Origin of the sequence: Azospirillum sp. HJ39, assembly GCF_041507355.1 — a bacterium.
GTDB classification, from domain to species: domain Bacteria; phylum Pseudomonadota; class Alphaproteobacteria; order Azospirillales; family Azospirillaceae; genus Azospirillum; species Azospirillum thiophilum.
In genome coordinates this window covers 2,967,584-2,990,645 of the sequence record NZ_CP167911.1, presented here as the reverse complement: position 1 = coordinate 2,990,645, position 23,062 = coordinate 2,967,584, and the positions used below count along the sequence as shown (strand labels likewise).

At 69.7% G+C, this 23,062-nt stretch carries 21 protein-coding genes and 2 tRNA genes; 10 read left to right on the top strand and 13 right to left on the bottom strand.

Annotation, left to right across the window (positions count from 1 at the left end):
• Positions 1 to 100: 100 nt before the first annotated feature.
• Positions 101 to 976: an SDR family oxidoreductase gene (locus ABMY26_RS27590; RefSeq protein WP_372397747.1), complete on the bottom strand. Its 876-nt coding sequence runs from the start codon at positions 974 to 976 to the stop codon at positions 101 to 103.
• A gap of 107 nt (positions 977 to 1,083) precedes the next feature.
• On the opposite strand from ABMY26_RS27590, the gene ABMY26_RS27585 reads away from it, so the two are divergent.
• Positions 1,084 to 1,935: a hypothetical protein gene (locus ABMY26_RS27585; RefSeq protein WP_372397746.1), complete on the top strand. Its 852-nt coding sequence runs from the start codon at positions 1,084 to 1,086 to the stop codon at positions 1,933 to 1,935.
• Positions 1,936 to 2,023: 88 nt separating this feature from the next.
• Here ABMY26_RS27585 and trxA read toward each other — a convergent pair whose 3' ends face one another.
• The 7 genes from trxA to ABMY26_RS27550 form a co-directional block, all read right to left on the bottom strand.
• Complete coding sequence (trxA, locus tag ABMY26_RS27580; RefSeq protein ID WP_045581239.1) at positions 2,024 to 2,347, bottom strand: thioredoxin TrxA; 324 nt, start codon at positions 2,345 to 2,347, stop codon at positions 2,024 to 2,026.
• Positions 2,348 to 2,503: 156 nt separating this feature from the next.
• Positions 2,504 to 6,046: a double-strand break repair helicase AddA gene (gene addA / locus ABMY26_RS27575; protein ID WP_372397744.1), complete on the bottom strand. Its 3,543-nt coding sequence runs from the start codon at positions 6,044 to 6,046 to the stop codon at positions 2,504 to 2,506.
• A 2-nt stretch (positions 6,047 to 6,048) separates the two neighbouring features.
• The gene (addB, locus tag ABMY26_RS27570; RefSeq protein ID WP_372397743.1) at positions 6,049 to 9,027 is read right to left on the bottom strand and encodes a double-strand break repair protein AddB; all 2,979 of its coding nucleotides are present in this window, start codon (positions 9,025 to 9,027) and stop codon (positions 6,049 to 6,051) included.
• 165 nt (positions 9,028 to 9,192) lie between these two features.
• A complete protein-coding gene (locus ABMY26_RS27565) occupies positions 9,193 to 9,948 on the bottom strand; it encodes a nucleotidyltransferase family protein (protein WP_372397742.1) in 756 nt (251 codons plus the stop codon).
• 1 nt (position 9,949) lies between these two features.
• The gene (locus tag ABMY26_RS27560; protein WP_372397741.1) at positions 9,950 to 10,978 is read right to left on the bottom strand and encodes an aminoglycoside phosphotransferase family protein; all 1,029 of its coding nucleotides are present in this window, start codon (positions 10,976 to 10,978) and stop codon (positions 9,950 to 9,952) included.
• Entirely contained in the window at positions 10,978 to 11,481 is a 504-nt protein-coding gene (gene tsaE, locus ABMY26_RS27555; RefSeq protein ID WP_372397740.1) for a tRNA (adenosine(37)-N6)-threonylcarbamoyltransferase complex ATPase subunit type 1 TsaE, read from the bottom strand. Before tsaE ends, ABMY26_RS27560 begins: the two co-directional genes overlap by 1 nt.
• 55 nt (positions 11,482 to 11,536) lie before the next feature.
• Positions 11,537 to 11,968 (bottom strand): hypothetical protein, encoded by a 432-nt coding sequence (locus ABMY26_RS27550; protein ID WP_372397739.1) that lies wholly within the window; start codon positions 11,966 to 11,968, stop codon positions 11,537 to 11,539.
• A gap of 270 nt (positions 11,969 to 12,238) precedes the next feature.
• Between ABMY26_RS27550 and ABMY26_RS27545 the strand changes: the two genes are divergently transcribed.
• The 4 genes from ABMY26_RS27545 (at position 12,239) to ABMY26_RS27530 (ending at position 16,703) form a co-directional block, all read left to right on the top strand.
• Positions 12,239 to 13,276, top strand: a complete 1,038-nt coding sequence (locus tag ABMY26_RS27545; protein WP_372397738.1) for an NAD(P)/FAD-dependent oxidoreductase — start codon at positions 12,239 to 12,241, stop codon at positions 13,274 to 13,276.
• Positions 13,277 to 13,389: 113 nt separating this feature from the next.
• Positions 13,390 to 14,889: an ABC transporter substrate-binding protein gene (locus tag ABMY26_RS27540; RefSeq protein WP_372397737.1), complete on the top strand. Its 1,500-nt coding sequence runs from the start codon at positions 13,390 to 13,392 to the stop codon at positions 14,887 to 14,889.
• 39 nt (positions 14,890 to 14,928) lie between these two features.
• Positions 14,929 to 15,879: an ABC transporter permease gene (locus ABMY26_RS27535; RefSeq protein ID WP_372397736.1), complete on the top strand. Its 951-nt coding sequence runs from the start codon at positions 14,929 to 14,931 to the stop codon at positions 15,877 to 15,879.
• Positions 15,876 to 16,703: an ABC transporter permease gene (locus ABMY26_RS27530; RefSeq protein WP_372397735.1), complete on the top strand. Its 828-nt coding sequence runs from the start codon at positions 15,876 to 15,878 to the stop codon at positions 16,701 to 16,703. The genes ABMY26_RS27535 and ABMY26_RS27530 overlap by 4 nt, the downstream gene beginning before the upstream one ends.
• A 10-nt stretch (positions 16,704 to 16,713) precedes the next feature.
• Here the strand turns inward: ABMY26_RS27530 and ABMY26_RS27525 are convergent, their stop codons facing one another.
• Together ABMY26_RS27525 and gpt are read right to left on the bottom strand one after the other, a co-directional pair.
• Complete coding sequence (locus tag ABMY26_RS27525; RefSeq protein WP_372397734.1) at positions 16,714 to 18,366, bottom strand: hypothetical protein; 1,653 nt, start codon at positions 18,364 to 18,366, stop codon at positions 16,714 to 16,716.
• 189 nt (positions 18,367 to 18,555) lie between these two features.
• Positions 18,556 to 19,050, bottom strand: a complete 495-nt coding sequence (gpt, locus tag ABMY26_RS27520; RefSeq protein WP_372397733.1) for a xanthine phosphoribosyltransferase — start codon at positions 19,048 to 19,050, stop codon at positions 18,556 to 18,558.
• A gap of 221 nt (positions 19,051 to 19,271) precedes the next feature.
• On the opposite strand from gpt, the gene ABMY26_RS27515 reads away from it, so the two are divergent.
• Both ABMY26_RS27515 and ABMY26_RS27510 read left to right on the top strand, forming a co-directional pair.
• Positions 19,272 to 19,348: transfer RNA gene (locus ABMY26_RS27515), tRNA-Arg, on the top strand.
• 200 nt (positions 19,349 to 19,548) lie between these two features.
• Positions 19,549 to 19,625: transfer RNA gene (locus ABMY26_RS27510), tRNA-Arg, on the top strand.
• A 99-nt stretch (positions 19,626 to 19,724) separates the two neighbouring features.
• On the opposite strand, the gene ABMY26_RS27505 is transcribed toward ABMY26_RS27510, so the two are convergent.
• Positions 19,725 to 19,943, bottom strand: a complete 219-nt coding sequence (locus ABMY26_RS27505; RefSeq protein WP_372397732.1) for a hypothetical protein — start codon at positions 19,941 to 19,943, stop codon at positions 19,725 to 19,727.
• 213 nt (positions 19,944 to 20,156) lie between these two features.
• On the opposite strand from ABMY26_RS27505, the gene ABMY26_RS27500 reads away from it, so the two are divergent.
• The gene (locus ABMY26_RS27500; protein ID WP_045581226.1) at positions 20,157 to 21,005 is read left to right on the top strand and encodes a branched-chain amino acid aminotransferase; all 849 of its coding nucleotides are present in this window, start codon (positions 20,157 to 20,159) and stop codon (positions 21,003 to 21,005) included.
• Here the strand turns inward: ABMY26_RS27500 and ABMY26_RS27495 are convergent.
• Together ABMY26_RS27495 and ABMY26_RS27490 are read right to left on the bottom strand one after the other, a co-directional pair.
• Positions 20,981 to 21,286, bottom strand: a complete 306-nt coding sequence (locus ABMY26_RS27495; protein WP_372397731.1) for a hypothetical protein — start codon at positions 21,284 to 21,286, stop codon at positions 20,981 to 20,983. The two genes, ABMY26_RS27500 and ABMY26_RS27495, sit on opposite strands and share 25 nt — an antisense overlap.
• A gap of 139 nt (positions 21,287 to 21,425) precedes the next feature.
• Positions 21,426 to 22,058: a helix-turn-helix transcriptional regulator gene (locus tag ABMY26_RS27490; protein ID WP_045581224.1), complete on the bottom strand. Its 633-nt coding sequence runs from the start codon at positions 22,056 to 22,058 to the stop codon at positions 21,426 to 21,428.
• A gap of 170 nt (positions 22,059 to 22,228) precedes the next feature.
• Between ABMY26_RS27490 and ABMY26_RS27485 the strand changes: the two genes are divergently transcribed.
• A complete protein-coding gene (locus ABMY26_RS27485; protein ID WP_372397730.1) occupies positions 22,229 to 22,645 on the top strand; it encodes a hypothetical protein in 417 nt (138 codons plus the stop codon).
• Positions 22,642 to 23,049, top strand: a complete 408-nt coding sequence (locus tag ABMY26_RS27480; RefSeq protein ID WP_372397729.1) for a hypothetical protein — start codon at positions 22,642 to 22,644, stop codon at positions 23,047 to 23,049. Before ABMY26_RS27485 ends, ABMY26_RS27480 begins: the two co-directional genes overlap by 4 nt.
• The last annotated feature ends 13 nt before the right edge of the window (positions 23,050 to 23,062 follow it).

Genomic DNA, 23,062 nt, shown 5'->3' with positions numbered 1-23,062 from the left:
TGCCATTTCCATGCGCATCTTGGTTACAAGTTTATGATTACCGGCATATGTCTGTCATTTGCTTTGTAAGCTTAGGTTGACCATTTACCGGACCATTTGCCTATAGTCCCGCCGCCAGCTGCGCCTCCAGCCCGGCACGGAAGTCGGGATAGGCCAGGATGACGCCAAGCTGGCGCTTGATGCGGTCGTTCTTCACCCGGCGGCAGTCGGCGTAGAAGCTGGCGGCCATCGGCGACAGCTCCGCCTGATCGAAGGGGACCAGCGGAGGCGGCTCCAGCCCCAGCAGGCGGCAGGCATACTCCACCACCTCGTGCGACGGGCCGGGCAGATCGTCGGCGACATTGTAGACCGCGCCCAGCGTCGGCCGGGCCATGGAGGCGCGGAGCGTCGCGGCGATGTCGGCCACATGGATGCGGCAGAAGACCTGACCCGGCTTATCGACCCGCTTGGCGGTGCCGTCGCGGACGGAATCGATGGCGCTGCGGCCGGGACCGTAGATTCCGGCGAGCCGGAACAGGTGCATCGGCACGCCATATTGGCGGTAGAGGTTCAGCCAGCCGCGTTCGGCCTCCACCCGGCGCTTCTGGCGCTCGCCGGTCGGTCTCAGCCATGCCGCCTCGCCGACCCATTCGCCCTTGGTGTCGCCATAGACCCCGGTGGTGGACAGATAGCCGGCCCAGTCCAGCGTCCGCAGGTCGGCGAGGTCGGGGGCATGCTGGTCCAGCACCGGGTCGCCGTTGGCATCCGGCGGCACGCTGACCAGCAGGTGGGTCGTGCCGGCAAGCGCCGCCCTCGCGTTGGCCAGCGGCCGGCCGCGGTCGAACAGGAAGGCCTCGATTCCCCGGGCCTCCAGCTCCGCCTTCTTCGCCTCGCTGCGGCAGGTGGCGGCGATGCGCCAGCCGTCGGCGCGCAGCGCGTCGGCGAAGACGCCGGCGCTGTAGCCGAGGCCGAACACGAACAGGCGGGGATCGGTCATCGCGGGCGGTTCCGGTTGGTGCGGTGGTCTCGGTGAAGCCGGGAGCTGGGGCGGGCCCTGTTCCGGAGCTTGCGCGCCGCCCGGCGATGGCGGAGTGTAAAGGCACCATGACCCGACGCAATCCCTACCTTTCCGGTGCCCCGGCTTCGGGGCTTTTCGTAGCCCTGGCCCTGGCCTCTGCGCTGGCGCTTCCGTCCACGGCCGATGCCGCCGCCGGCCCGCCGTCCGGGCTGGACCGCAACCGCGAGCTTCAGGCCTGCGCCGCCAAGGCGGAGGCGAATCCCGACGGCGCCATTGCCGACGCCAAGCGCTGGCTGGAGCAGGGCGGCGGCGATTTCGCGAAACTCTGCCAGGGCCTGGCGCTGTTCCATGCCGGCGATTTCAAGGCGGCCGGCACTCAGATCGAGGCGCTGGTGCCGACGCTCGGCAAGGACGATCCCAAGGCGGCGGCCTCCCTGCTCGGCCGGGCCGGCTGGGCATGGCTGCGGGCCGGCGACCAGGGCCGGGCGGAACGGCTGTACAGCTCGGCGCTGAACAAGACACCGGGCGACACCGACCTGCTGATCGACCGCGCCTTCGCCCGTGCCGAAGGCGAACGGTTCTGGGACGCCATCGCCGACCTCGATTCGGCGCTCGCCCGCGACCCGCGGCGGGCCGACGCCTATCTCTACCGGGCATCGGCCAACAAGGCATTGTCGAACTACCGGCAGGCGCTGGGCGACATCGACCGGGCGCTGGAACTGAAGCCCGGCGATCCGGAGGCGATCCTGCTGCGCGGCAACGTCAAGGCGCTGGGCGGCAACCTGCCCGCCGCGCGCGACGACTGGGCGCTGGCCCGCCGCGTCGCTCCCGACAGCGAATGGGGCCGTGCCGCCGCCGACAACCTCGCCCGCACCGCGGAGATCGCGACCGGTGCAGGTAAGGATGCGGCGAAGGAGAAGGCGAAGAAGGTGCAGTGAGGGGGGCCTCGGCGTTGGACCCCAACGAAAAAGCCCCGCCGCGGTGACCGCGGGCGGGGCTTTTCCTTACCTGGAGCGTTACGGGCGCTTACAGAGCCGAGTCGACCCACTGGAACAGCGCACCCTTGGGCAGAGCGCCGATCTTGGTGGCGGCGACGCTGCCGTCCTTGAACAGCATCAGGGTCGGGATGCCACGCACGCCGTACTTGCCGGGGGTGTCCGGGTTCTCGTCGATGTTCAGCTTGGCGACGGTGACCTTACCCTCATACTCGCCGGCCAGCTCGTCGAGCGCCGGGGCGATCATCTTGCAGGGGCCGCACCATTCCGCCCAGAAATCGACCAGGACCGGGCCGCTGGCCTTCAGGACGTCCTGCTCGAAGCTGTCGTCGGTAACCTTGATGGTGGTGCTCATGTGACCTCTTGCCTGGATTCGGAAGCGCCGCGGACCGGTTGTGGAAGGCCGGCGGGCATCGCCCCGTCAGTGGAATTGAGCAAAATGTAGGGCGGAGGTACACGGCCGGTCAAGTCACCCCATCTTTCGGGTCACGTCCCGCCCGCCGCCCGTCCGTCATCCCGCCCGCGGCGCCAGCCCGGCTGCCGCCGCGTCGAGCAGGGAAGGGGGCAGTTCCATGGTGAAGGGACCGTCGGTCCACAGCAGCACGCAGCGCACCCGGCGGCCGGGATAGACGGCGCGCAACGCCTCGCGGTAGGCGGCCATCTGACGGCGGTAAACCATTGGAACGTCTTCCAGATCCCGCGGTGGCGGCCTGTTGGTCTTGTAGTCGGCGATCCACACCGTGTCGCCGGCCAGCGCCAGCCGGTCGATGCGTCCGGCCAGTGCCCGGCTGCCGTCGCCCAGCGCCACCACGCCGACCAGCGGCACCTCCGCCCGCGACTCCGGGCCGAACAGATGCGCGAACTCCGCATGGCTCAGCACCGCCAGCGTCTCGCGCGCGATGGCGTCCTGCTGTTCGGCGGTCAGCTGGTGCGCCGGCCGGGCGAGGAAGCGGCGGCAGGCGGCCTCCCGCGCCGCCTCGGCCAGAGTGGGCAGGGTCTGCAGCAGGCGGTGGACCAGCAGGCCGCGGCGGAAGCGCTGGCCGTCGTCGGCACCGAGCGGGGAGCGCGCCGCCGGCTCCTCGCCATCGGGGCGCGACGGGGTGAGGGGGCGCGACGGTTCCGGCTCGACCGGCGCCGGGTCGGCGATCCAGGGCGGCGGCGGGGCCGCGGCGATGCTGTCCTCGCTCTCGACATGGCGCGGTACCGCAGCGGTCTGGGCGCCGACCAGCCGCCAGCCCTCGCCGGCCCAGCCGTCGGGGCTGAGGCCGGTGAAGTCGAAGGGATGCGGCACGCCGTTCCCGCGCATCGCCTCCTCGACCAGCCGGTACCAGCAATCGTCGGACGGCTCGCGCTTGCCCTGATGGCCGCAGATGTAGAGCCGGTCCTCGGCCCGGGTCAGCGCGACATACAACAGCCGGCGGTATTCCTGGTCGCGCCGCCGGTTGGCCCGCATCCGCGCCTCGGCGCTCAGCGCGTCCTCCTGGCTGCGCCGCGCGGCGAACAGCGGCACCGGGCAGGATTCGTCCGGCCACAGGATCGGCGGGCTCTGGGTCGGGCTGCCCAGCGTGTCGGGCAGGAAGACGATCGGCGCCTGCAACCCCTTGGACCCGTGGACGGTCATGATCCGCACGGTGCCGCCGCCCTGTTCCAGCTCGCGCTTGATCTCCGCGTCGCTGGCCGCCAGCCAGGCGAGGAAATTCTGCAGTGACGGCGGTTCCGTCTTCTCGAAGGCGAGGCAGACGGCCAGGAACTCCTCCAGCGGATCCTGCGCGTCGGGGCCGAGCCGCTTCAGGATCGCCCGGCGTCCCGAGCGGGTGTCGGCCGGACAGGGCCGGTTCAGCAGGCCGGCGAACAGCTCGTACGGTGCGGAGAAGTCGGTGCGCGCCAGCAGGTCGCCCAGATAGCGCCGGGCCGGGCGGAAGTCCGGCTCGGTCTCCGCCAGCGCCACCAGCGCGCGCCACAGCGTGCCGCGCCGGCCATGGGCGACGCGGAACAGCTCCTCCTCGGTCAGCCCGATCAGCGGGCCCTTCAGCACGGTGGCCAATGTCAGGTCGTCGTCGGGCAGCAGCAGGAAGTCGGCCAGCGCCACCAGATCCATGACGGCGAGCTGTTCGGTCAGCACCATGCGGTCGACGCCGGCCACCGGCACGCCGCGGTCCTTCAGCGCCCGCACCAGTTCGGTGACGAAGGCGGTGCGTCGGCGGACCAGCACCATGACGTCGCCGGGCTGAACCGGCCGGCCCTTGGCCTCCAGCCTTTCCCCGCTGTCGATCCAGCGATGCACCGTCGCCGCGATGACGGAGGCGAGGCGGGCCGATGGCGAATCGGTGGCTTCGCGGGCCACCGGAGGCGCCCAGGCCGGCGTTTCCACCGCCTCCGCCGGCTTCACCGGCGGCCACAGCTCGACCAGGCCGGCCTGTCCGCGGCGGAAGGCGCGGTGGCGGATGACCGGGCTGGCGTCGGACGCCACGCCGTCGCGGGCGCGGTCGACGGCGAACACGGCGTCCACCGTCTCCAGCACCGCGGAAGTGGAACGGAAGGAGATGTCGAGATCCACCCCGGACCACAGCCGCTCCGCCGTTTCGGCCTTGTCCTGGAAATGGCGGCGCATGCGGGCGAATTCGGCCGGATCGGCGCGCTGGAAGCTGAAGATCGACTGCTTCTCGTCGCCTACCGCGAAGACGGTGCGGATCTTGCCGTCGGGGGCCGCCGCCTCCAGCTCGGTGAAGAACTCACCGGCGAGCGCGGCGACGATGGCCCACTGGTCGGGGTTGGTGTCCTGCGCCTCGTCGATCAGGATATGGTCCAGGCCGCCGTCCAGCTTGTAGAGCACCCAGGGCACCCGCGCCGCCGTGCCGTCCTTGCCGCCCAGCAGCCGGTTGGCCGCCAGGATCAGGTCGTCGTAATCCAGCAGCGCGCGCGCCGCCTTGCGCTCGCGGTAGGCCTCCAGCATCGCCTGCGCCAGCGTCAGCAGCGCGGTTGTGGAGGCGGCGACCCCGGCTGCCTTCACCCGCTCCGATATCTCCACCAGCCGTTCCGCCTCCTTCTGGAGGGACAGCAGCGCCTGGGGATAGGCGGTTGCCGGCTTCTTGGTCATCAGCGTCTTGCGCGGGCTGCCCTCGGCGGTCAGGAACAGGCGCTTGTAGGCATCGAAGGTACGCACCCGGCGGTCTGTGGCGTCCAGCCACTGCTGGATGGCGATGCCGCGCTCCTGGTCGCTGTTGCCGCCGCCGGACAGCGCACGGCAGGCCTCGCGCAGGGCCGGCGGATCGCATTGGTCGTCGTGGCTGGCATGGGCGAGGATGGACTCCTCGGTGACGCCGGGCGGCACGCCGAGGGTGTCGTGGATGGCGTCGACCAGCCCGTCCAGGCCGCCATGGGATTCGAGCAGCTTCTCGATCTGTCCGCGCTGGCCGGCCAGTTCGGCCAGCAGGTTGGCGAAATCCTCGGCGTTCAGGTCGGCGGTCAGCCGGGCCATGGCGCGGCCGAGCGGGCTGTCCGGCCCGGTCCTACCGGCGTGGAGCACGGCGTCGCGCGCCTCGGTCAGCAGCCCGTCGGCGGTGCGGTCGTCCATCACGTCGAAATGCGGTGCCAGTTCGGCTTCCAGCGGGAAGCGGCGCAGCAGCGACTGGCAGAAGGCGTGGATGGTCTGGATCTTCATGCCTCCGGGGCAGTCGACCACCTGGGCGAACAGCCGCCTTGCATTCAGCCGCGCCTCGACCGACGGCCGTTCGCCGCACAGGTCGGCCAGCCTGTCCTCCAGCCCATCGTCGGGCAGGGTCGCCCACAGGCCCAGCGTGCGGTTGATGCGGATCGCCATCTCCGCCGCCGCCGCCTTGGTGAAGGTCAGGCACAGGATGCGCGCCGGCGGCGTCCCGGCCAGCATCAGCCGCAGCACCCGGTCGGTCAGCACCTTGGTCTTGCCCGAGCCGGCCGATGCCCCCACCCACACCGAGGCGGTCGGATCGGACGCCCGCCGCTGTGCCACGTTGGGGTCGGGCGGCAGGGTGCGGGCGAGCAGGTCGGTTGCGCTATTGCCGGGAGTGTCGGTCATGCTCAGCCTTCTCCCTCGCCGCCGCCCGACGACCATTCCTGGACGCGGGCCAAATGCGCATAGTCGGTGTAACGCGGCGCCATCGCCGGGCGCGGGCGGGAGCGGTAGGGGGTGTCGGGGTCGTCGAAGCGGGCGATCAGCGCCTCCAGCCCGGCCTTCGCCTCCTCGGCCAGCACGGCGGGATCGCCCTTGACCGGCTTCTCCTCGCCGGCCGGGTCGCCGCCGGACAGCCGCCAGAAGGTCAGCTCGGCCACCGGAGCGGCATCGATGCCGCTGAAGCGGCCGGCGGCGGCGATGGCGGCCTCCAGCGGCAGCTGCGGGGCGAAGCCGAGCTCGATCTCGCGCGTGCCGGGCGGGGTGCCGGTCTTGTAGTCGATGACGACCAACCCGTCGGGGCCGCGGTCGATGCGGTCTGCCTTGGCCGTCAGGATGAAGGGGCCGCCGGGGCCGGACAGCTCCAGCCGGCCCGGCACCTCGGTCGCCAGCGGGCGGAGGCGGGGGCGGCGCTCGCGCTCCAGATCGACGAACCAGGCGGCGACCCGCTCGAAGCGCGGCCACCAGAAGGCCCAGACGTCGGGATGGCTGCGCAGCAGCGGGCCGAAACGGTCCCGTCCCATCGCGATCAGCCGGTCCAGCGCATCATGGGGCAGTTGCCCCGGATGCTCGCGGACGAAGGCGTCGAGCGTGTCGTGGATGATCTGGCCGCGGTCGGACGCGCCGGGATCGGCGGCGATCGGGTCGAGCGCGCGCAGCCGCAGGGCGTGGCGGGCATAGATGGCGTAGGGGTCGCGCATCCAGGTCTCGATCTCCGTCACCGACAGCTTGCGCGGGCGGGCGGACAGCGGCGGGCGCGGTTCGGGAGCGCCGACCGGCTGCACCCGGTCCGGCTCGTCCAGCCCGCGCGCCCAGCCGAGCCAGCAGGCCCCGCGCTCCTCCACCACGCCGTCCATGCCCAGCGCCTTCAGCACGGTTTCCAGCCGCAGCAGCCAGCGCGACGGCACGGTCGGCGTGCCCTCCACCCGTGCGGCGCGGGTCAGCACCACCTCCGGCGCGCCGCAGGCATGGGCGAAGTCGTGGGCCGACATGCCGACCAGCCGTTCCGGGCTGGGCAGGCCGAAATCGCGCCGCATCGGCCGCGACATCCAGGGATCGGCAGATGCTGCCGGCGGCCATGTCCCCTCGTTCAGCCCGCCCAGGATGGTCAGGTCGAGATGCTGGAGCCGCGCTTCCATCGGGCCCAGGATGGACAGGCGGGGGTGCAGGCCATAGCGGGGGCGCACCGCCCGCGCGCTCATCAGCGCGTCCAGCAGCGCCGGGTAATCCTTGGCCGGGATTGCCGGGAAGCCCTCGGCGGCCTTCAGCAGATCCGCCAGGAAGCGCGCCGCCTCCTCGCCGTCGTCCTGGCGCCAGAGCCGGTCCTTGCCCTCCTGTTCATGGTCGGCGGCCAGCGCCTCGCAGAAGGCGACATGGGCGCGCAGCAGGTCGGCCAGCGGAGTCTCGCCGTTCAGCGCCTCCAGGAAGGGGGCGGCACGCCGGCCGATGTCGATCAGCCACTCGCGCAGGAAGCCCTGCTGGTCCTCGTGGTCGAAGCGGTCGGCCTGCTCCAGCGCCCCCAGCACGCCGTCGAATCCCTCCGCCGGGCGGGGGCCGCGCAGCACCACCCGTTCCAGCGCGCGGACGGCGGCACGGAAATCCGCCGAGTCGCGGCCGCCAGCGGCCATCGGGTGCTTGGCGAGAGCCAGCAGGGCAAGCGGATGGACGCGGCTTGCCGCCAGTTCCGCCGTCAGCCGCAGATAGGTACCGACCGCGGTGTGGGCGAGCGGCTGGCCGCTCGAGTCGTTGACCAGGATGCCCCAGCGCGCCAGCGCCATGGCGACCCGGCGGCCGAGGTTGCGGTCGGGGGTGATCAGGGCCGCGGTGCGGGTCGGGGTTTCCAGCGCATGGCGCATCAGCAAGGCGATGACCTGCGCCTCCTCCTCCGATGTGGCGGCGTCGATGCGGGTCAGGCCGGTCAGCGCCGAGGCGTCCATCCCCGACAATTCGCGCCAGCCCTCGGTCGTCGCCGCCGGCCGCATCGCTTCGGCGATCAGGCGGGCACGGGCGCCGCGCGGCTCCGCCACGTCGGTCCAGGCCCGCACCTCCTCCCGCTCGACGCCGAGATGCCGGATCAGCTGCGACAGGCCGTGCTGCGGGTGGGACTCATCCTGTTCGATCGCCTGCCAGATGGTGTCGTCGGCACCCTGGTCGAGGCCGGGCAGCACCACCGCCCCCTGCGGCAGCCGGGCGATGACCGACAGCAGGTCCGACGCCGCGACGATGGAGCCGGTGGAGCCGGCGGCGATCACCATCCCCGGCGGCGGGGCGGCCTGCCAGAGTGCGGCCTGGGTCTCCAGCGTCAGGTTTCGGCGCCGGGCCGGGTCGGTCTCGCCGCTCGACTCGAGTATGGCGGGCCAGACCTCGGTGACGATGTTGAGAAACTCCAGGGTTTTCTTCCAGTGCTCCGCGTAATCATCGGGAACAAGGGTGTGGAGCCGCTCGAAACCGACACGTTCCGTCCACACGGCATCGATCAACCGACCCAAGTCGGCTCCAAGGCGTACCGCCTGAGCTGTCGTTGCCGATAACGTGCTGGCCAAGACCAGCCGCGCCAGCGTCATCTGCCGGCTCAGCGGCGAGATCGCTTCGGGCAGGTCGAGCGGGAGGTCGGGCAGTTCCTCCTCGGTCAGGCTGAGGTCGCCGGCGTCCAACTCGCCCAGCGGCGCCATCCGCGGCAGCAGCGTTGGCTGTCCCCCGGAGCGCTTTAGGAAGGCATGCGTCAGCGACCGGCAGGCGCGCCGGGTCGGCAGCAGCACCGTCACCCCGGCCAGCGCCATCGGGTCGCCGCCGACCCGCTCCATGATCCCCGCCGCCAGCATGTCGACGAAGGGGGCGCCGGAGGGGATGCTGTAGACCTTGGGGGTGGGATGGCTATCGGGAAGCATGGAAGGTCCGTGTATTGCTTGCCCCCACCCTAACCCTCCCCCGCTGCGCAGGGGAGGGAACTCCGCCGAACGCCGACAAGCATCCTGCCGCCTCCCCCGCCCAGCGGGGGAGGGTCGGGGTGGGGGCAGCGTCGAACGCCGGCACAGTTATCGCAGCTTACCCTCTCAATGGGCAACCGCGCGCACGCCGCCGATGGCCAGCAGGTCTTCCGCCTCGGCCAACCCGCCGGGGGTGCCGACGTGGAACCACAGCCCGTCATGGGCGAGGCCGAAGAGCCTGCCGGCCTGCTGCGCCCGGTCCCAGATGCGGTTGGTGGAGAAGGCGCCGTCGGGGGTGTCCGCCGCGAACAGCTCCGGCTTCACGATCTGGACGCCGGCATAGACGAAGGGGGCCAACTCGAGTTCGCCGCGGCGGGTCAGCCGGCCCAGCGGATCCATGTGATAGTCGCCGGGCCCGTCATAGCCGACCGACTTGGTCGTCGCCATCATCAGCAGCAGCGCGTCCATCTCCGCCGGGTTCCAATAGGCGGCAAGGCGGCGCAGTGCCGGGATCGGGCCGTCCAGCCAGAAGACGTCGGCGTTGACGGTATAGACCGGCGCGGCGCCCAGCAGGGGCAGCGCCTTCTTCACCCCGCCGCCGGTCTCCAGCAGCGTCTCTTCCGGCGAGAGGGCGATGGCCGGCCAGCTTGGATTCTCCGCCGCCCGGCCCTTCAGGTGATCGCCGATCATCGCGCCGAGATAGTGGCTGTTGACCACCGCCTTGGCAACGCCGGCCGCGGCCAGCCGGTCGAGCGCATGGTCGAGCATCGGCCGGCCGAGCACCGGGATCAGCGGTTTCGGCCGGTGGTCGGTCAGCGGCCGCATGCGCAGGCCCTTGCCGGCGGCAAGCACCATCGCGGTATCGGGAACGGTCACGGTCATGTCACGGCGTCTCCGGAACGGCCAGGGCGGCACGGGAATCGGGTGGCAGGTGGCGGTCGAACCAGGCGGCGACCGGGCCAAGCTCCGGTTTCGCCAGCTGCGTTTCCAGCAGGCGCCACACCCGCGGCAGATGGACAAGATAGGAGCGGCGGCCCCGGCTTACCGCCAGACGGACGAAGATGGCGACGATCCGGGTATGGCGCGCCGCCCCCAGCACCGCCATGGCGCGGCGGAAGGCGGCGGCATCGGTGGCGGGAAAGGCGTCGAGATAGCGTGCGACCATCGCCTCCGCCAGATCGGGCGCCACGTCGCGCCGCGCATCCTCGAGCAGGGAGACGAGGTCGTAGGCCCGCGGCCCCCAGCCTGCCCCCTGGAAGTCGATCAGCCCGGCAGCATTCACCCCAGGCCGAGGCAGCCGCATCACATTGTCGACATGATAGTCACGCAGCAGCAGCGACGGCGTCCCGGAGCAGGCCGGCTCCAGAACCGCGCGCCAAGCTGTTTCGAATTCGGAACGTTCCTTGTCGCTTGGGGGGCGGCCGAGCGCCACCGGGACATAGGCATCGATGAACAGCCCGGTCTGCGCCAGGAACAGGGTGGGGTCGTAGACCGGCAGGCGCAGCCGTTCGGCGGCGCCGGCGGGCCAATTGCGATGGATCGCGATCAGCGCATCGGTCGCCAGTTCGTAGAGCGGCCACGGGTCGGCACCGTCCGCCAGCAGGCGGGTAAAGGTTTCGCTTCCGAAATCATCCTGGATTGCCAATCCTCGTTCCACATCCGATGCGAGGATGGTGGGAACCGACAGACCGATGGTGGCCAACTCGTTGCCGATGGCGATGAAGGGGACGAGGTCGTCGGCGGGAACCGGCGTGTCGACCAGGATCAGCGTGCCGCCGTCCGGCTTGCGGATGCGCTCGTAGCGGCGGGCCGACGCATCGCCGGGCAGCGGCTCCCGCATCGCGGCGGACAGGCCGTGGGCGGCGAGGAAGGCGGCGATTTCCGCCTCCCGCTTTGACAGGGCAGCAGGCATCACGGCGTCCAGTCGGCGGCAGCTATCCGCGCGGCGAGCGCGCCATGGCCGGTCAAGGTGGCGCGGCGGGCGTCCGGGCCGATATCGGGGCCGGCATGCTCCAGCGTCACCTCGATCCGGTCGGGGGGCAGCAACGGCCCCAGCCGGTCCGGCCATTCCACCAGCGCGACGGCTTCGGCCCGCGCATCGTCCCAGCCCAGTTCATGGACCTCGTCCGGACCGGACAGGCGGTAGAGGTCGAAATGCCAGACCGGGCCGATGGCGGTGTCGTAGGTCTGCACCAGCGTGAAGGTGGGCGACGGCACCTCGGTATCCTCATGGGTGACGCTGCGGATCAACGCCCGCGACAGCGCGGTCTTGCCGGCGCCGAGGTCGCCGTGCAGGGCCACGAGGTCGCGGGGGCGCAGGATGGCGCCCAGCCGGCGGGCCAGCGCCGTGGTGGCGGCCTCGTCGGGAAGCGGGATGACGATGGCGTGCGGGCCATGGGGGGGCGTGTCCGGCATGGGGCGGATACTGTGCGAAGCCGCCGCCCGCCTGCAAGCCGGAAAGAAGGATGGGTTACCGGCCGATCCGCCGTTTGGGCGACAGCCGGTCGGCTGCCGGTCCGGCCGGTCCCTCAGCCGCGCCCGCGGCCATCACCAGCCGCGGCGCCTTGTTGAAGTTCATGGTGATCATGAGCGTCAGCGCGCCGCTGATCAGGTGCAGCATCTTGTCGGACGCCACCGGCAGGGGAATGCGCCGGCCCATGCAATAGCCGACCAGCGCGGCCGTCACCTCGGTGTCGGACAGCGCCAGTTCGGTCACGGCGCCATCGTCGCCGGTGACGGTCAGGCGGGTCTCGACACCCTCCTGCTCTCGCCCTTCCGGCTTGTGGTAGAGGACACCGGACACGGTGCCGACCGGCAAGGGATCCTTCACCCGGCGGCGGCGATCCAGCACGGCCCGGATGACTTCCTGGTCGGTGAAGACCAGACACCGCAATTCCTTCATTCCGGACCTCCACCCGACCGGCTCCCAGACCGGGGAACCCTGTCACTGTCCGCCTTGCCGGGGCGGGCTGCAATCGACAAATTTAAGCGAATTTGCCAAAAATTCTACGAATGCCCGCCGCCTTCTCTTGCCGAGACATGCGGGACGCGCGACACGGGGCCGCTTTCCCCTTGCTGGGGGTTGACCCGGCCGGGAAATGCGGACAATGGAAGGTTCATCCATCCGCCTTCGAGTCTCAACTGCCCACCCGTCCCCAAGGAACAGGCTTTCATGTCGCAGACCGTTTCCAGCACCGATGTCCTCACCACCGACGTCGTCATCGTCGGCGCCGGTCCTGTCGGACTGTTCGCCGTGTTCGAATGCGGCATGCTGAAGATGCGCTGCCATGTGGTGGACGCGCTGGACATGGTTGGCGGCCAATGCACGGCGCTCTACCCGGAAAAGCCGATCTACGACATCCCGGCCCATCCCTCCATCGAGGCGGCCGACCTGATCGACCGGCTGGCCGAACAGGCGGCCCCCTTCGCGCCGACCTATCATCTGGGCCAGCAGGTGGAAAAGCTGACCCGCCAGGATGGCGGACGCTGGCTGGTGGAGACCAGCATCGGCACCAGGATCGACGCCCGGGCGGTGATCGTCGCCGCCGGCAGCGGCGCCTTCGGCCCCAACCGTCCGCCGCTCGACGGGCTGGAGGCGTATGAGGGCAAGTCGGTCTTCTACATGGTGCGCCGCCGCCAGGACTTCGCCGGCAAGAAGGTGGTGATCGCCGGCGGCGGGGACAGCGCGGTCGATTGGGCGCTGTCGCTGGCCGACGTGGCAGAGCGGGTCTATGTCGTCCATCGCCGTCCGAAGTTCCGTGCCGCTCCCGAAAGCGTCGCCCGCATGGATGCGCTGGTCCGCGACGGCAGGATCGACATGGTGGTGCCCTACCAGCTGTCCGGCCTGGACGGCGAGAACGGGCAGCTGACGGCGGTCCGCGTCGCCACGCTCGACGGCGAGGAGAAGGCGCTGCCGGCCGACGCGATGCTGGCCTTCTTCGGCCTGTCGATGAATCTCGGACCCATCGCCGACTGGGGCCTCGACCTGGAGCGCAGCCACATCGCGGTGGCCCAGCCCGGCTGCGCCACCAACGTGCCGGGCGTCTTCGCCATCGGCGACATCGCGACGTATCCGGGCAAGCTGAAGCTGATCCTCTGCGGCTTCGCCGAGGCGGCCCAGGCTGCCCACGCCATCCGTCCGCTGGTCTATCCGGGCGAGGCGCTGCATTTCGAATATTCGACCTCCAAGGGCGTGCCGGGCGCCGCCTGATCCGCTGCGGCCCATCGGAATGCCGGTGGGCCGTGCTTGCGCTCTCCCGCGCCGCACCGCATCATCGCGGCAAAGAGAACGTCGGCAACGACGAGACGGGGGAGTTTGCCATCATGTCCATCGCCAAGCAGGGCTTCACCCTGGCGGCTTTCGCAGCATTGGCATTGGCGGCGGCATTGGCCGCCGGTCCGGCCACGGCCCAGCCGCGCACCGACCTCGTGGTCGGCATGGCGCTGGAGCCGCCGCATCTGGACCCGACCGCCGGAGCGGCCGGCGCCATCAAGGAAGTCACCTACGCCAACCTGTTCGAGCCTTTGCTGCGGGTCGATGCCGAAGGCAGGCTGGTTCCCGGCCTGGCGGAACGCTGGACCGTGTCGGAGGATGGGCTGACCTACCGCTTCAGCCTGCGGCCGGGCGCGAGGTTCCATGATGGCAGCGCCGCCGATTCGGCCGACGTGAAGTTCACGCTGGACCGGGCGCGGGCGGCCGATTCGGTCAATGCCCAGAAGGCCTATTTCACCCCGATCGCCTCGGTGGAGACTCCCGACCCGAAGACGGCGGTGGTCACGCTGTCGCGGCCCGACGGCCTCTTCCTGTTCCACATGGCCAGCGGCGACGCCGCCATCGTGGCTCCGGAGACGGCAGCGACCAACAAGCAGAAACCGGTCGGCACCGGCCCCTTCAAGTTCGAGCGCTGGGTTGCCGGCGACCGGGTGGTGCTGGTCCGCAACCCGGACTATGACGGCGTGAAGCCGAAGCTGGACCGGGTGTCCTTCCGCTTCATCAGCGATCCCGCCGCCCAGGTCGCCGCCCTGAAGGCCGGCGACGTCGATGCCTTCACCCTGTTCAGCACCTACGAGGCGCTGGCCGAGTTCCGCAGCGACCCGAAATTCACGGTGATGGTCGGCTCGACCGAGGGCGAGACGGTCCTGTCCACCAACAACGCCCGCAAGCCCTTCGACGATGTCCGCGTCCGCCGGGCCATGGCCCATGCCATCGACCGCAAGACGTTGATCGAAGGCGTGCTGTACGGCAACGGCACCGCCATCGGCAGCCATTTCCCGCCGCACCGCGAAGGCTATGTCGACCTGACCGGGCTCCATCCCTACGATCCGGCAAAGGCGAAGGCGCTGCTGGCCGAGGCCGGCTATCCCGACGGTTTCGACACGACGCTGCGCCTGCCGCCGCCGCCCTATGCCCGGCGCGGCGGCGAACTGGTCGCCGCCATGCTGGCCGAGGTCGGAATCCGCGCGAAGATCGAGCCGATGGAATGGGCCTCCTGGCTGGAGAAGGTGTTCAAGGGCAAGGATTATGACCTGTCGATGATTGCCCACACCGAACCGCTGGACATCGACATCTATGCCCGCCCCGATTATTACTTCAACTACCGGAGCGACCGCTTCAACGCCCTGAACGACGAGCTGAACCGCACGCAGGACGCCGCGAAGCGCAACGCGCTGTATGGCGAGGAGCAGAGGATCCTGGCGGAGGATGCGGTCAACGGCTTCCTGTTCATGCTGCCGTCGGTGACGGTGCAGAAGGCGTCGCTGACCGGCCTGTGGGTGAACCGCCCGGTCCAGGCCAACGACGTCACCGCCGCCGCCTGGAAGTGAGGGCGGGCCGGTGATGTTGGGCAAGTAAGGATCGCCCGGGTGCTCGCCTTCCTGCTGCGACGGCTGCTCAGCCTGATCGTCACCGTCTGGCTTGCCACCGTCGCGGTCTTTGCGGTGCTGCAACTGGTGCCGGGCGACCCGGCATTGCTGATGCTGGGCGTCAACGCGCAGCCGGACACGCTGGCGGCGCTGCGCTCCCAGATGGGGCTCGACCAGCCGGTGCCGGCCCGCTACCTGCATTGGGTCGGCGGCCTGGCCCGCGGTGACCTCGGCGTCAGCCTGACCTATGCCCGCCCGGTCGCCGAACTGGTGACCGAGCGGCTGGCCGTCACCCTGCCGCTGGCCCTGCTGGCGCTGGCGCTCAGCACGCTGGCCGCCCTGCCGCTCGGCCTGCTGGCCGCGGCGCGGCGGGGCAGGGGCGGCGACTGGGCGGTGCTGGGCTTCGCGCAGCTCGGCGTGTCGATGCCCAGCTTCTGGATCGCCATCCTGCTGATCCTGCTGTTCTCCCTGACGCTGCACTGGTTTCCGGCCGGCGGCTTTCCCGGCTGGGGCGGCGGCATCGGTCCGGCCTTGCATGCGCTCGCTCTGCCCGCGCTGGCGCTGGCCGTGCCGGAGGCCGCCATCCTCGCCCGCGTCACCCGCACTGCCGTGCTGGACACTCTGGGCGAGGACCATGTCCGCACCGCCCGCGCCAAGGGGGTGGGCCGGGTCGCCGTGCTGCTGCGCCACGCCCTGCCCAACGCCCTGATCCCGGTGGCGACGGTGCTGGGGCTGCAGATCTCCTTCCTGGTCGCCGGTGCGGTGGTGGTGGAGAATGTCTTCACCCTGCCGGGGCTGGGACGGCTGCTTTATCAGGCCATCGGTCAGCGCGACCTGATCGTCGTGCAGGGGGTGGTCGTTCTGCTGGCGCTGTTCGTGGTGGTGGTGAACGCCCTGGTGGACATCGCTTGCGCGCTTGCCGATCCGCGGCCGAAGGGAGGGGCGTCGTGAGATCGCGCCTTCCCCTCTCCCTGTGTCTCGGCGCCGCGCTGACCGCGCTGCTGGTGGCGCTGGCGCTGCTGTCGCTGTTGTGGACGCCCTATCCGGCGGAACAGGTCCGCATCATCGCCCGGCTGAAACCGCCGAGCGCCGCGCACTGGCTAGGGACCGACCATTTCGGGCGGGACGTGTTGTCGATGATCATGGTCGGCGCCCGCAACTCGCTGGCGGTGGGGGCTGCTGCGGTCGGGCTCGGGCTGCTCGGCGGGGTACCGCTCGGGCTGCTGGCCGCCGCGCTGGGGCGCTGGGGGGACGAGGTGGTGGCGCGGCTTGGCGATCTGGTCTTCGCCTTTCCCGCCGTGCTGTCGGCGATCCTGCTGACCGCGGTGCTCGGCGCCGGGGCGGTCAACGTCGTGCTGGCCTTGGCGCTGTTCAACGCCGCGGTGCTGGCGCGCGTCACCCGCGGAGCGGCGCTGGCGGTGTGGCGGCGGCCCTTCGTCGGCGCCGCGTTGGCGCTGGGTCGTGGGCCACTGTCGGTGACGCTGGTGCATGTGCTGCCCAACATCGCCGGCATCGTCGTGGTGCAGGCCACCGTCCTGTTCGCCGTCGCCATCGTCAACGAGGCGGCGCTGAGCTATCTCGGGCTCGGCATCCAGCCGCCGAGCCCGAGCTGGGGCAAGATGCTGGGCGATGCGCAGACCCATCTGTTCACCGCCCCCTTGCAGGCGGTCTTCCCCGGCGTGGCGATCGCGCTCGGCGTGATGGGGCTGACGATGCTGGGGGATGGCTTGCGCGACTGGCTCGACCCGCGGCACCGGTCGTCCGGACTGTTGTAGAGGGGGGCGGTCACCCCACCTGCCGCGTCCGGTCCGACAGCTCGATCAGGTCCATCAGCTCGTTGCTCTTCCAGTAGCGCGACTTGCCGACCTCGGTGCGGGCTGTGGCGACGAGGTCGTCGATGATGGCCTGTTCGTCGGTGCCAAGCGTGCCGCCGCGTTCCAGCCGGTGCGACAGCAGGCGGGTCATGTTCTGGCTGAAGGTCGGGATCCAGCCGCTGACTCGCTGGCCGAACACGCCGGCCAGCGCATTGACGCGCAGCAGATGCTCCATCCGTTCGTCGAGCGGGTCCGTTTCCTCGAACTTCATCGCCTTCTCGACGTTGGCGCGCAGTTCCTCCAGCAGGGTTTCGCGCCACTTCACCAGGTCGTAGGTCTCAAATCCGAACTCGCGCGACATCGCCTGCCAGCGCCACAGCAAGCGGTTCAGCCAGACGATGTCGGCATGGTCGATGACCGGCTGGCGCCGGGCGGCGGCGGCCTGGGCGGAGCGTTCCAGCGCCACGGTGGTGACGCGCGAGCCGATGATCTTCGCCGCCTGGGTCCAGGCGTTGCGGAAGGCGGGCTCGCTGCGCCGGTCCTCCATCAGGCCGGCGGATGTCGCGGCGTGGACCAGCTGGTCCAGCCGCTGCATCAGGGCCTCCAGCCGCGCCTTTTCCTTGGCGCTGGGGCGGATGGCGGAGCCGGGAACGCGGTCGTTCAGCTTCAGCACGACGCTCAGCGCCGCGGTCAGCGCCCGCGTGACTCCGATGAAATGGCCGGTCAGCGCCGCGGTCACGGCGTCGCCGCGGCCGGGATCGACACCGCTCTGACGGATGTAGAGCGCGGCGACGGCGTAGTTGCGCTTCGTCGTCACCACCGACAACGGCAGCAGGTTCGCCAGATCGTCGCCGCAGCGGTCGCGCAATTGGTCCGTCGCGTCCAGCAAGCGGTCGGCCATCCGGTTCGCCTCCGCCTCGTCGGCGCAGGATGCCGGGAAATCCTCGAGCCGGTCGGCGACCGGCTTCACCGCGCCTTCGGCGTTGGTCAGGATCAGGTGCATCAGCCGGAGCGTGCCGATGTCGATGGTCGGCGTCTTTTCCAGGAAGCCCGACATCAGCCGGGTACGGCGCGGCCGGTTGCGCGACAGTCCGGCCAGCAACTCGTCCACCGCCTTCTTGTTGGTCAGGACGGTGTCCAGATGCCTGACCGCTGCGACGCGCATCCGCTCCTTCATCACCATGGCGACGGGGGAGCGCAGCACGCGGTCGATCACGTCGCCGCGTGCCATCTCGTCCAACATCTCCTGCGCCTCGACCGCCAGCAGGGGAAAGGCGTCGCGGCTCATCGCCTCCCACAAGGCGCCGACATCGACCCGCTGCAGCATGCCGGGGATGGCGACGCCGGCATGGTACAGCACGTCGTCGTCGATCAGGAAGGCTTCGAACAGGTTGGTGAACAGGCGCCGGGCCCGGTTGGTGCGCTGGCGGTTGAGATACTCGATGACATATTGGCGGACGAGCTGGACGCGGTCGGCCGGCTCGCTGTCCATGCCTTCGATCTCGCTGAGGAGGCTGTAGACGAGGCTGGCCGGCAGCCGGGTGACCAGCGCGTCGATCTTCCGCCGCAACTCGTCCTGGTGAGGCTCGTCCGGGCGGGTGTCGCCAGATGGGTCGTCGGTCATGCGCGAGTTGGGACGCGGTGTTGTGAAGCGATGATGTGAGGCAGGCGGGCGCGGACGCTCCGTGAGCCCGGTTGTAGTCAGGGAACGGTAAATTTTGTGTGATGCTCTTCGATATGGCCGGCCCGTATGCCGCGGCCTCCGCGAAACCGGCGGAGACCGCGGCTGCGGTGCCGCATCAACCGCTTGGCGTCAGCCGTTCCGCTGCCTGGCGATCGGTTGCGAGAATTGCAATTCGATGTCCCAGGGGAAATGGATCCAGGTGTCCTGGCTGACTTCGGTGATGAAGGTGTCGACCAGCGGCCGGCCAGCCGGCTTGGCGTAGACGGTGGCGAAATGCGCCTTGGGCAGCATCTTGCGCACGACCACCGCGGTCTTGCCGGTATCGACCAGGTCGTCGATGATCAGCCAACCCTCGCCGTCGCCGGCATTGGCACCCTCGACGCCCTTCAGCACCATCGCCTCGCGCTGGTTCTGATGGTCGTAGCTGGAGACGCAGACGGTGTCGATCATGCGGATTTCGAGCTCGCGCGCGATGATCGCCGCGGGAACCATGCCGCCGCGCGTGATCGCGATGATGCCCTTCCACGGGCCGCGGTCGATCAGGCGCCAGGCCAGCGCCTTGGCATTGCGGTGGAGCTCTTCCCAGGACACCGGGAAATGCTTGTTGAAGGGGGCTTCGGCCACGGGACTGACTCTCCAGAAACAGCAAGCGGACTGTATAACCCAGCCGCCGCCGCCCGGCAATCCGGGGTGCTTTGCGTGATCGGGCCGCTTCCCGAAGGCTTGGCGAAAATCGTCGAAAAAAGCGCTTGCGGGGCAGGGGGTGTTTGAGTATGTTGCGCGCCTCGACGCCGACGGCCTGCCGCCGACGCCGGGGACAGACGGTGGATGTCAGGATATACAAGGCGCCCGTAGCTCAGCTGGATAGAGCATCAGACTACGAATCTGAGGGTCAGGAGTTCGAATCTCTTCGGGCGCGCCATCCTCCGCAGCATGACAAGCAAGGCCACCTTCGGGTGGCTTTTGTCGTCTGGGGCCGTCGAAATCCATCTTTTGGGCATGTGTTTTTCTTCGCGAAAAGCGCTTGCGCCGGATGAAGGATTTGAGTAGGTTGCGCGCCTCGACGCCGGGGGCAATACTCCGACGCCGGGACAGACGGTAGGTAAGTGTAGGATAGACAAGGCGCCCGTAGCTCAGCTGGATAGAGCATCAGACTACGAATCTGAGGGTCAGGAGTTCGAATCTCTTCGGGCGCGCCATCCTTCCTAAAAAAGATCAGGTACTTACGAGTGGGCGGCCTTCTGGCCGCCTTTCGTCGTTTTGGGGATTCCTACCGTAACCCCCCTCCCATTTCAGGATCAGGCGAAATCCGGGTCGGTCGGCCGCGAGGGGGGCAGATCGCCACCGGGAACCGGTACATCGGTGCTGCCGGGGCCGCCCGGGTCGGGCAGGTCCGGGTTGTCGGTGATCGGCACATCGACGACCGGGACATCCTCGTTCGGACGCGGTTGAGGGCGGGGCGCGGCGGCAAGGATGCCAGGGACGCCGGTCCCGGCGCCGGTCTCTGCGGTTTGCATGGTTCGTTTCCCGTCGGTTGGTCGCTTCGGTCAGGCAGTTCCCCGTTTCAACAGCGGATTCCGCAATCCGCTCCCTCATGCGGACCGGTTGACCGATGACGACGAGGGGGTATGCTCTTCGGAGATCACCATCGACGACGAACCACGAATGGGCGGCGCGAACCGGCGGCGCCCAAACCATAGGCACAGATCATCCGAGGGAAGGACGCAATCATGGGCGGCATGGCAGGGCAGGCGTGGAGCTGGATCCAGGGCGAATGGGTGGAGGGCAACCCGCCGATCGTCGGACCGCTGTCCCACACGCTGTGGCTCTCTTCGACGGTCTTCGACGGTGCGCGCGCCTTCCAGGGTGTCGCTCCCGACCTCGACCTCCACTGCGCCCGCGCCATCCGCTCGGCCCAGGTCATGGGGCTGGAACCGATGGTGACCGCGGGTGAGATCGAGGAACTGTGCTGGGACGGCATCCGGCGCTTCCCCAAGGAGGCGGAACTCTACGTCCGTCCGATGTTCTACGCCGAGGACGGTTTCGTTTCGCCGGCCCCGGAGAGCACGCGCTTCGTCCTGTCGATCTACGAGGACCCGCTGCCGAAGCCGACCGGCTTCGCCGCCTGCATCTCCACCCGCCGCCGGCCGATCCCGAGCATGGCCCCGACCGAGGCCAAGGCCGCCTGCCTGTACCCCAACGCCGGGCTGGCGCTGGTCGAGGCGCGCAAGCGCGGCTTCCAGAACGCCATCATGCTGGACGCCATCGGGAACGTGGCGGAATTCGCGACCTCCAACATCTTCATCGCCAAGAACGGCGTGGTCCGCACACCGGTGCCCAACGGCTGCTTCCTGAACGGCATCACCCGCCAGCGCATCATCGCCCTGCTGCGTGCCGACGGCTTCACCGTGGAGGAATGCACCCTCACCCCGCATGACGTGCTGGAGGCCGACGAGGTCTTCTCCACCGGCAACCATGCCAAATGCGTCCCGGTGACGAAGGTGGAAGACCGGAGCTTCGCCGCCGGGCCGTGTTTCGAGCGGGCGCGGGCGCTCTATTGGGAATATGCCTTCCGCTGATCGCGGAGCGCGACCGCCGCCCGGCGGTGATGGGCCAGCGTGGCGGCCAGCCGGGCCAGCCACGCGTCGGCCCGGGCGGTTGCGGCGCTTTGCGTCCGGCGGCGGCCCGCGACCGCGAGGCGTGCCTCGGCCGCCAGCGACTCATGCAGATGGAGGGCGGCAGCGCGGCGCAGGGCGTTGGCGCGGTTTTCTCCGCCGAGGAGGACTACCCGCAGGTCGCTCTGCGACGGTCGGCCGTCATGGATACGGAGCAGGGCGTCGAGGCGGGAGGCGCAGTCCATGGCGTGGACGATAGCGCTTGCCGGATCGGGGTGTAAAGGCTAATTTTCCTAGGATAGGTGGCTGCAGGAAAAGGTATTTCCCCCCCAGGACACCATCTTGCAAAAGACTGGGAGAGGGGCGGCCGGACCGTGGTCTGCCTTACTGGCTGGCCCAGATGATCCTTGCCATCCAGGCGACGTCCGACAGCGGGATGCTGCGGTCGGGATGGGCGTGGTTGATCGACAGCAGTTCGATCTTCGTCGCGGTTTCGCGGATCAACTGCTTGGCCATCACCTCGCCGCCCCTGGTGCGGACGACGACGCGGTCGTTGCGGCGGATTTGTGCGGCAGGGGAGACGATGATGGTGTCGCCGTCGCGGTAGACCGGTTCCATGCTGTCGCCGGAAATCTCAAGCGCATAAGCATGGGGGTCGCCCAGGCTGGGGAAGAGCAGCTCGTCCCAGCCGCTGCCGGCGGGGAAACCGGCATCGTCGAAATAGCCGGCGGACCCGGCCTGTGCGTAGCCGATCACCGGAACCCGCTGCAGCGGATTGGTGCCGGTGCCGTCGCCGACCAGAGTGACGAATTCCGACAGCGAAGCGCCGGTGGCGTCCAGCACCTTGGAGATGCTTTCAGTCGACGGCCAGCGCAGCTTGCCGTCGCTGGTCGTGCGCTTGCTCTTGTTGAAGGTCGTCGGATCCAGTCCGGCGCGCCGCGCCAGTCCGGAAGCGGAAAACCCGTGCTGCGCCGCGAGGCGGTCGATGGCCCGCCAGATATCCGTGTGTTTCAGCATGGGACGATAGTCTCATAGATATGCGATCCGGTCCCTAGGAACTTTTTCATAAAACCATTGACCGGGCGTGGCGGCCGGAACATAACGCAAACATAAGGCGCGACCGCCGGCCGGTTCCAGCGGTTCCCGCACTTCCCCCGTTCAAATTCCGAAGCCGCAAGGAGACCAGCATGCTGAGTCCGGCCGCCACCCCTTTGTCTGCCTCTCCGCCTGTCCGGCAGCCGACCCGAGCCGTTCCGCTCCGGGCCGAGCCCTACATGGCCGAGGGCCAGCCCTTCGCCGGGGCGGAGGAGGCGTGGTTCTGGGCGGTGCAGGCGCAGGACGCCAAGGCGGCTGGTGCGCGGGTCGCCGCCGGACGGGGGCTGATCGAGCGGCCCTGCGAACCTCAGGACGTGCTGCGGGTGGTCGACCGGTTGTACCGGACGCGAAAGCTGCTGCGCGACCACTTGCATGTCCTGGTCCATTACGGTCGCCGCCAGGGCGCGCCGGAACCGGATCGCTTCCGTGAACAGCGCGCCCACGCCCTGTGGTGCGAGGCCTTCGATCTCATCGGTCCCGCCCTGCGCGAGAAGGGCATCGCACGATGAGCACACCCAATGCAGGCGCGCCGGCGACCGCCTGGGTGGTCTACCGGGGGGAGGCGCCGCTGTGGTGGCTGCGCGTGTTGAAGCCGGGGTTCCGCCACTGCCTGGCCCTGCTGAACGATGGGCGGCGCTGGGTGGCGGTCGATCCGCTGGCTGGCTTCACCGACGTGGCGGTGCTCGACCTGCCCGCCGATTTCGACCTGCCGGGCTGGTATCGCGCGCAGGGGCTGACGGTCGATGCCGCTGCGCTGCGCCGCCCATCGGGTGCCGCCCCCTGGGGGCCTTTCACCTGCGTCGAGGCGGTCAAGCGCCTGATCGGCCTGCGTGCCCGCCGGGTGCTGACCCCCTGGCAGCTGCATCGCCACCTGAACCGCTCCTCCCTGCGGCATGCCACCGTTCGACCCTGATCCGGAGACCGCC

Coding starts and splice junctions, on each gene's coding strand:
- ABMY26_RS27590 (WP_372397747.1), bottom strand. CDS start 976: ATGACCGATCCCCGCCTGTTCGTGTTCGGCCTCGGCTACAGCGCCGGC.
- ABMY26_RS27585 (WP_372397746.1), top strand. CDS start 1,084: ATGACCCGACGCAATCCCTACCTTTCCGGTGCCCCGGCTTCGGGGCTT.
- trxA (WP_045581239.1), bottom strand. CDS start 2,347: ATGAGCACCACCATCAAGGTTACCGACGACAGCTTCGAGCAGGACGTC.
- addA (WP_372397744.1), bottom strand. CDS start 6,046: ATGACCGACACTCCCGGCAATAGCGCAACCGACCTGCTCGCCCGCACC.
- addB (WP_372397743.1), bottom strand. CDS start 9,027: ATGCTTCCCGATAGCCATCCCACCCCCAAGGTCTACAGCATCCCCTCC.
- ABMY26_RS27565 (WP_372397742.1), bottom strand. CDS start 9,948: ATGACCGTGACCGTTCCCGATACCGCGATGGTGCTTGCCGCCGGCAAG.
- ABMY26_RS27560 (WP_372397741.1), bottom strand. CDS start 10,978: ATGCCTGCTGCCCTGTCAAAGCGGGAGGCGGAAATCGCCGCCTTCCTC.
- tsaE (WP_372397740.1), bottom strand. CDS start 11,481: ATGCCGGACACGCCCCCCCATGGCCCGCACGCCATCGTCATCCCGCTT.
- ABMY26_RS27550 (WP_372397739.1), bottom strand. CDS start 11,968: ATGAAGGAATTGCGGTGTCTGGTCTTCACCGACCAGGAAGTCATCCGG.
- ABMY26_RS27545 (WP_372397738.1), top strand. CDS start 12,239: ATGTCGCAGACCGTTTCCAGCACCGATGTCCTCACCACCGACGTCGTC.
- ABMY26_RS27540 (WP_372397737.1), top strand. CDS start 13,390: ATGTCCATCGCCAAGCAGGGCTTCACCCTGGCGGCTTTCGCAGCATTG.
- ABMY26_RS27525 (WP_372397734.1), bottom strand. CDS start 18,366: ATGACCGACGACCCATCTGGCGACACCCGCCCGGACGAGCCTCACCAG.
- ABMY26_RS27505 (WP_372397732.1), bottom strand. CDS start 19,943: ATGCAAACCGCAGAGACCGGCGCCGGGACCGGCGTCCCTGGCATCCTT.
- ABMY26_RS27500 (WP_045581226.1), top strand. CDS start 20,157: ATGGGCGGCATGGCAGGGCAGGCGTGGAGCTGGATCCAGGGCGAATGG.
- ABMY26_RS27495 (WP_372397731.1), bottom strand. CDS start 21,286: ATGGACTGCGCCTCCCGCCTCGACGCCCTGCTCCGTATCCATGACGGC.
- ABMY26_RS27490 (WP_045581224.1), bottom strand. CDS start 22,058: ATGCTGAAACACACGGATATCTGGCGGGCCATCGACCGCCTCGCGGCG.
- ABMY26_RS27485 (WP_372397730.1), top strand. CDS start 22,229: ATGCTGAGTCCGGCCGCCACCCCTTTGTCTGCCTCTCCGCCTGTCCGG.
- ABMY26_RS27480 (WP_372397729.1), top strand. CDS start 22,642: ATGAGCACACCCAATGCAGGCGCGCCGGCGACCGCCTGGGTGGTCTAC.